This is a genomic window from Desertihabitans aurantiacus, from assembly GCF_003344635.1.
GTDB lineage: Bacteria > Actinomycetota > Actinomycetes > Propionibacteriales > Propionibacteriaceae > Desertihabitans > Desertihabitans aurantiacus.
In genome coordinates this window covers 1-6,477 of sequence record NZ_QPKK01000219.1, presented here as the reverse complement: position 1 = coordinate 6,477, position 6,477 = coordinate 1, and the positions used below count along the sequence as shown (strand labels likewise).

5 protein-coding genes are annotated in these 6,477 nt (G+C 73.1%); all 5 read right to left on the bottom strand.

All coding sequences use genetic code 11. The features are described 5' to 3' along the window. Positions 1–140: 140 nt before the first annotated feature. Complete coding sequence (locus DVA66_RS15375) at positions 141–2,672, bottom strand: glycoside hydrolase family 65 protein (protein ID WP_114560872.1); 2,532 nt, start codon at positions 2,670–2,672, stop codon at positions 141–143. Continuing rightward, positions 2,669–3,397 (bottom strand): HAD family hydrolase, encoded by a 729-nt coding sequence (locus DVA66_RS15370; RefSeq protein ID WP_232821989.1) that lies wholly within the window; start codon positions 3,395–3,397, stop codon positions 2,669–2,671. Before DVA66_RS15370 ends, DVA66_RS15375 begins: the two co-directional genes overlap by 4 nt. A 161-nt stretch (positions 3,398–3,558) precedes the next feature. Further along, positions 3,559–4,524 (bottom strand): asparaginase, encoded by a 966-nt coding sequence (locus DVA66_RS15365; protein ID WP_114560870.1) that lies wholly within the window; start codon positions 4,522–4,524, stop codon positions 3,559–3,561. A 240-nt stretch (positions 4,525–4,764) separates the two neighbouring features. Further along, complete coding sequence (gene ygfZ / locus DVA66_RS15360; protein ID WP_114560869.1) at positions 4,765–5,772, bottom strand: CAF17-like 4Fe-4S cluster assembly/insertion protein YgfZ; 1,008 nt, start codon at positions 5,770–5,772, stop codon at positions 4,765–4,767. 26 nt (positions 5,773–5,798) lie between these two features. Beyond that, positions 5,799–6,302, bottom strand: a complete 504-nt coding sequence (locus DVA66_RS15355; protein ID WP_114560868.1) for an FABP family protein — start codon at positions 6,300–6,302, stop codon at positions 5,799–5,801. Positions 6,303–6,477: the final 175 nt, after the last annotated feature.

The following is a 6,477-nucleotide window of genomic DNA, read 5'->3' as shown; positions in this document are numbered from 1 at the left end:
GTCGGCGGGCTCGCCAACGGCGCCGCCGACGCCGCCCTGACCACCGCCCTCGGACGCAGCGCGGCCCGCGCCTTCCCGCAGCGCGGCTGAGCCGACCGGGCCCGCGGCGCGGCGCCAGCCGAGCCGGTCGGCGGTCCGGCTCAGTCCTCGAACTGCTCCAGGTCGAAGGCGCGCGGGACGGCGGCGTTGATCCGGGTGCCGTCCTCGCGCTGGCTGCCCACCATCTGCGGGTGCAGGCTGAACCGCGGCAGCCGCGGGCCCTGGTCGGTCAGCGCCACCGTCGCCGGGGCGTCCGGGCCGACGTCGACCCGGGTGCCGCGGACCACGAACGAGGCCCCGCCGCCCTCCTCGACGGTGAACGACAGCGCGTCGGCGGTCAGCTCCGCCCGCACCCGGGTGCCACCGACCCGGAGCCGGAAGGTCAGCCGGCTCCAGCTGCGCGGCAGCCGCGGGTCGAAGGTGATCAGCCCGTTGTCGTCGCGCATCCCGGCGAAGCCGAACACCAGCGCGCTCCACACCCCGCCGGCCGAGGCCACGTGCACGCCGTCGGCGGTGTTGCGGTGCCGGTCGGCCAGGTCGACGAACAGCCCGGCGTAGAAGTAGCTGAGCGCGAGCTCCTGGTGGCCGACCTCGGCGGCGATGATCGACTGCACCACCGCCGACAGGGTGGAGTCACCGGTGGTGATCGGGTCGTAGTACTCGAAGTTGGCCCGCTTCTGCTCGCTGGTGAACTGCGAGCCCTGCAGGAACATCGCCAGCACCACGTCGGCCTGCTTGATCACCTGGAACCGGTAGATCACCAGCGGGTGGTAGTGCAGCAGCAGCGGGAAGTTGTCCGTGGGCGTCCGCTCCAGGTCCCACACCTCCCGCTCGAGGAAGTGCATGTCCTGGGGGTGGATGCCCATCCCCTCGTCGAAGGGGATCGACATCCCCTGGGCGCAGTCCTCCCAGGTGGCCACCTCGTCCTCGCCCAGCCGCAGCCGCGACACCAGCCGGGCGTACTCCTTGGGCCAGAACTGCTGCATGGTGCGGACGTACTCGGCGGCCTTGCGCAGGTTGAACCGGGCCATCACGTTGGTGAAGAGGTTGTCGTTGACGACGGTGGTGTACTCGTCGGGCCCGGTGACGGAGTCGATGTGGAACGAGCGGTCGCCGTTGCTGCGCCAGAACCCCAGGTCGGCCCACATCCGGGCGGTCTCGACGAGGATCTCCGCGCCCTGGTTGAGCTGGAAGGCGACGTCGCCGGTGGCGTGCAGGTAGCGGCTGACGGCGTAGGAGATGTCGGCGTCGATGTGGTACTGCGCGGTGCCGGCGGCGTAGTAGGCCGAGGCCTCCTCGCCGTTGATCGTCCGCCACGGGAACAGCGCCCCGCGCTGGGCCACCTCGGCCGCCCGTTTGCGGGCCGCGGGCAGCATCAGGTGGCGGAACCGCAACGCGTTCCGCGCCAGCCGCGGGTTGGTGTAGGTGAGGAACGGCAGCACGTACACCTCGGTGTCCCAGAAGTAGTGCCCGCTGTAGCCGAGCGCGGTGACGCCCTTGGCCGGGATGCCCGAGCCCTCCGCGCGCATCGAGGCCTGCGCCAGCTGGAAGAGGTTCCAGCGGATCGCCTGCTGCAGCTCCGGCTGGCCCTCGACCACCACGTCGGAGTCCTCCCAGAAGCGGGTCAGGGCGTCGCGGTGGTCCTTCCAGATGTTCATCAGCCCGTGCTCGGTGGCCCGGTCGAGGGTCCGCCGCACCCGGTCGGTCAGCTCGCGCACCGGGACACCGCGGGAGGTGTGGTAGGCGGCGTACTTCACCAGCCGGATCGGCTGGCCGGCGCGGGCGTTCACCCGGTAGACGACCTTGGCGGAGTCGTCGTCGGCGAAGTAGCGGTCGGTGAACTCGTTGGCGGTGTCGAGCACGTGGTGGGCGCCGACGGCGATCGTCATCCGCGACTCCGCGCACCGGTAACCCAGCATCAGCCGGCCCTTCTCGGCGTAGTGGTACTGCGGCAGCAGCACCCGCCGGTCGAAGGTGCGGCTGCGGCGGGGGTCGAAGCCCTCCCCCATCGCGGCGGCCTGCACGTGGTACTCGTCCTGGCCGTCCTGGCGGTTGAGGATCTGGCTGGAGAGCACCACCGGGGCGTCGGAGTCGAGCATGGTGATCTCCATCGTCATCACCGCCAGGTGGCGCTCGGCGAAGGAGACGCAGCGGGTGCTGGTCATCTGCACCCGCTTGCCCGAGGGGGTGCGCCACATCAGCTCGCGGCGCAGCATGCCGTCGGCGAAGTCGAGGCTGCGCTCGTAGCTCTCCAGGTCGGCTACCGAGAGCAGGATCGGCTCGTCGTCGACGTAGAGCTTGATCAGCGCGGTGTCGGGGGCGTTGACGATGGTCTGCCCGACCCGGGCCAGCCCGTAGGCCTCCTCGGCGTGGTGGATCTGGTAGGTCTCGTGGAAGCCGTTGACGAAGGTGCCGTGGCTGTGGGTGTCGCGGCCCTCCTCGGGGCAGCCGCGCATGCCGAGGTAGCCGTTCCCGACGGCGAACAGCGTCTCGGTGACGCCGAGGTCCTCGGTGGAGTAGGCCGTCTCGACCAGCCGCCACTCGTCGACCGGGAAGCGGTGGCGGTCCAACGGGTCGACCGGGTCGGGACGGACCCGCGAGCTGTGGTTGGTGGCGTCGGTGGTCGCGGTCACCGGGTCGCCTCCCCGGGGACGAGCTGGGCGAGGTCGTCGACGACGATGTCGGCGCCAGCCGCGGTGAGGGCGTCGCGGCCCGCGCCGCGGTCCACCCCGACGACGTGGCGGAAGCCGCCGGCCCGGCCGGCCTGCACCCCCGACAGCGCGTCCTCGAGCACCACCGCGGCGGTGACCGGGACGCCGAGCAGCTCGGCGGCACGTACGAAGGTGTCCGGACGCGGCTTGCCCGACAGCTGGTCACGGGCGGCGACCACGCCGTCGACCACGACGTCGAAGCGGGTGCGCAGACCGGCCCGCTCCAGCACCGGGACGGCGTTGCGCGAGGACGACACCACCGCGACCCGGACATCGGTGCCGGCCAGGTGGTCGAGCAGCGCCACCGATCCCGGGTAGGGCTGCACGCCCTCCTCGGCCAGCACGGCGGCGAAGGCGTCGTTCTTGCGGTTGCCGAGCCCGGAGACGGTCTCCCGCTCCGGGGCGTCGGTGGGGTCACCCTCGGGCAGGGTGAGACCGCGGGAGGCGAGGAAGTCACGCACACCCGAGTAGCGGGGCTTGCCGTCGACGTAGGCGAAGTAGTCCTCGTCGGTGTACGGCTCTGCGACGCCCTTCGCGCTCAGGTAGTCGTTGAACATCCGCGACCAGGCACGCATGTGCACCTCGGCCGTCGGGGTCAGCACTCCGTCGAGGTCGAACAGCGCGGCCCCGACCGAACTCCACTCCACGGTCGTCACGACTCCGAGCCTAGTGGTGCGTCCGGCGTGCTCCGCCCACCTGCTCGCCGGTCGCCGTCGGGTCGCGATCCGGTGCCTCCGGTCGCCGCGGGTGTGGCCATCGCGTCGCATCCGGATCGTCGGATCCGACGGGACAGCCACAGCCGGGACGGTCAGCCGATGTCGGCCAGCAGCCCGGGCAGCACCCGGACCTCGCCGACCGGACGGCCGTGGCCGAGCACCGGCGCGGTGCGCAGCCGGTGCAGCGCCGGGTCGTCGTGGCCGAGGGCGAGGAGCAGCTCGGCCATCAGCAGCGGGACGCCGCGCGGGCCGCCGTCGACGACCTTCAGCGCCAGCCCGCGGCCGTCGGCCAGGCCGACCGCGTACACCGCCTCCGCGCCGGCCTTGCCCACCGAGCCGGGGACCGCGCGGTGGATCGCGGCCTCCTCCCGGCGGGTGCCCGAGGTCCACTCCGGGTGCTGGCGGATGGCGTCGGCGACCGTGCGCTCGGGGCCGGCGTCCGCGGCGGCGATGCGGCCGAAGGCGCGGGCCAGCCCGGCCAGGCTGATCCCGTGCAACGGCGCACCGCAGCCGTCGACGGCGTCGGCCGCCACCTCCTCACCGGCCAGCTCGGCCACCGTCTCGCGGCAGCGCCGCTGCAGCGGGTGGGGCGGGTCCAGGTAGTCGCCGCGGGACCAGCCGTTGAGCCGGCAGGTGCGCAGCATGCCGGCGTGCTTGCCCGAGCAGTTCATCGCGATCGCCTCGCGGTGGTGGCCCTCGCGGATCCAGCGCTCGCGCTCGACCTCGTCGGAGGGGTGGTCGACGGTGTTCTGCAGCTCCGAGACCTCCAGCCCACAGCCGCCGAGGATCCGCCGGACGCCGTCGCGGTGGAAGGCCTCACCGGAGTGCGAGGCGGCCACCAGCGCGAGCAGCTCGCCCTCGACGTCCAGCCCGGCGCGGACCATGGCCACGGCCTGCAGCGGCTTGTTGCTGCTGCGCGGGAACATCGGCGCACCGACGTCACCGAGGGCGTGCTGGACCGTGCCGTCCGGGCCGGTGACCACCACCCGGGCGCGGTGCACCGACTCGGTGAACCCGTTGCGGACGACCTCGATCGCTGCCACGTCGCTGCTGCTCACCGGACGACCCTAGCGGCGCCAGCGACGCCTCCGCCCACCCTCACACCCCTTCGCGGGACGGCACACACGCTGCAGCATGGGTGCGGATGTACGAAGGTGTGTGCCGCCCGGATCGCCCCGCAGGCAGCGGTCCCCTCACACACCTCCGCGGGACGGCACACACGCTGCAGCATGGGTGCGGATGCACGAAGGTGTGTGCCGTGTGAGGGGCGGGTCGGCGGGGACGTCGATCGGCGTGGGTCAGAGGCGGGCACGGACGTGCAGCCCGACCTCGGGGTCGACCAGCACCTCCTGCGAGGCCGCCACCCCGCCGGCGATCAGCGGCGCGGTGACGTCGGTGTTGCGCTTGACCAGGCCGAGCGCGATCGGGCCGAGCTCGTGGTGGCGGGCCGAGGTGCCGACCACGCCGACGGTGCGGCCCGGCACGATGCCCTCCGGCGACGGCTCGGCCAGCGCGAGGTCGGAGCCGCGGGCCGGCAGCGTGTCGACGCTGCCGTCGAGGTGCAGCAGCACCATCCGGCGCGGCGGACGTCCCAGGTTGTGCACCCGGGCCACCGTCTCCTGGCCGCGGTAGCAGCCCTTGTCCAGGTGGACGGCCACGCCGAGCAGCCCGGCCTCGTTGGGGATGGTGCGGTGATCGGTGTCCAGGCCGATCCGCGGGACGCCGGCCGCGATCCGGCGGGCCTCGTGGGCCCAGGTGCCGGCGGGGGTGGCGCCGGCGTCCAGCTGGGTGCTGAGGAAGTGGTCGAGGTGGTCGCGGGGCACGAACGACTCGTGTCCGCCCAGGGAGTCCTGCCCGGCACGGGTGATCCGCTCCCCCGCCGGCGCCGGCCCGGCCTGCCAGACCACGGCCAGCATGTCGGTGCGGTCGGCGACCTCGACCCGCAGCATGAACCGCATCCGGTCCAGGAACTCCACCAGCGCGGGCGCGGCCCCGGGCTCGGTGTGGGCCCAGAACGTCTCGCCGTCGTCGACGCCGTAGAAGGCGTGCTCGAGGTGGCCGTTCGGCGAGAGCACCAGCCCGGTGGTGCCCACCCCGGGCGCGAGCTGCTCCAGGTGCTGGCTGGTCAGCGAGTGCAGCCAGGAGAGCCGGTCGGGGCCGGTCACCGAGATGACGCCGCGGTGGGAGAGGTCCACCATCGCGGTGCTGTCCATCGCCCGCTGCTCGCGCATCGGGTCGCCGTGGTGCCAGGCGACCCCGGCGTCGGGGCCGTCCTCGGCCAGCACGGCCGTGTCGTTCCAGCTCATCGGTGCTCCTCGGTCGCGGCGGTCGCTCAGGCGGCGGGCTGGCGCTGCAGCCGGGCCCACATGTAGGGCTGCAGCGGCTGGTCGCTGGTGGCGCGGTCGAAGGCCCACAGCAGGTCGTGCTCGACGTTGCCGTAGAGACGCTGACCGGCGGTGTAGTCGGTGCTGCTGGAGGTACGCACGACGGCGTCGGTGGTCAGCTCGATCTTGGCCCCCTCGATCTTGCCGACCCACACCTCCGACCAGCCCTCGGGCGAGCACATGACGACCTCGACCTCGCCGTTGGGCTTCGGGCGCCAGAAGCCGGTCTCCATCGAGCGGGGCTTGAGCGCCTTGCCCTCGGGATCGACCTCGAAGGTCTGGGAGAGGTAGTGCAGGTAGGGCCCGCCGTTGTGGGCGAAGTCCACCTGCTGGCCGTACTCGAACTCCCCCTCACCGGGCCACTTGCCCTTCCCGGTGCCCTCCCACCGGCCGATCATCCACGCCAGTCCCATCAGGTCGGGGTGCAGGTTGTCAGGGATCTCGAACGCCATGGGGCGAGTCTAGGACGCCGTCAGCGGGCGTCCGGGCGCTCGGCCAGCCAGAAGGCGGCGGTGCGGGCGACCAGCGGGTCCGGGTCGTCCCGCAGGGCGGTCAGCCGGGCCCGGGCCGGGGCACCGGGCAGCACGCCGAGCGCGCCGGCCAGTCGCTGCCGCGCCGGCGGGTCGG

Excerpts from the sequence above, each read along its gene's own strand:
- DVA66_RS15355 (WP_114560868.1), bottom strand. The coding sequence starts at position 6,302 with ATGGCGTTCGAGATCCCTGACAACCTGCACCCCGACCTGATGGGACTG.
- ygfZ (WP_114560869.1), bottom strand. The coding sequence starts at position 5,772 with ATGAGCTGGAACGACACGGCCGTGCTGGCCGAGGACGGCCCCGACGCC.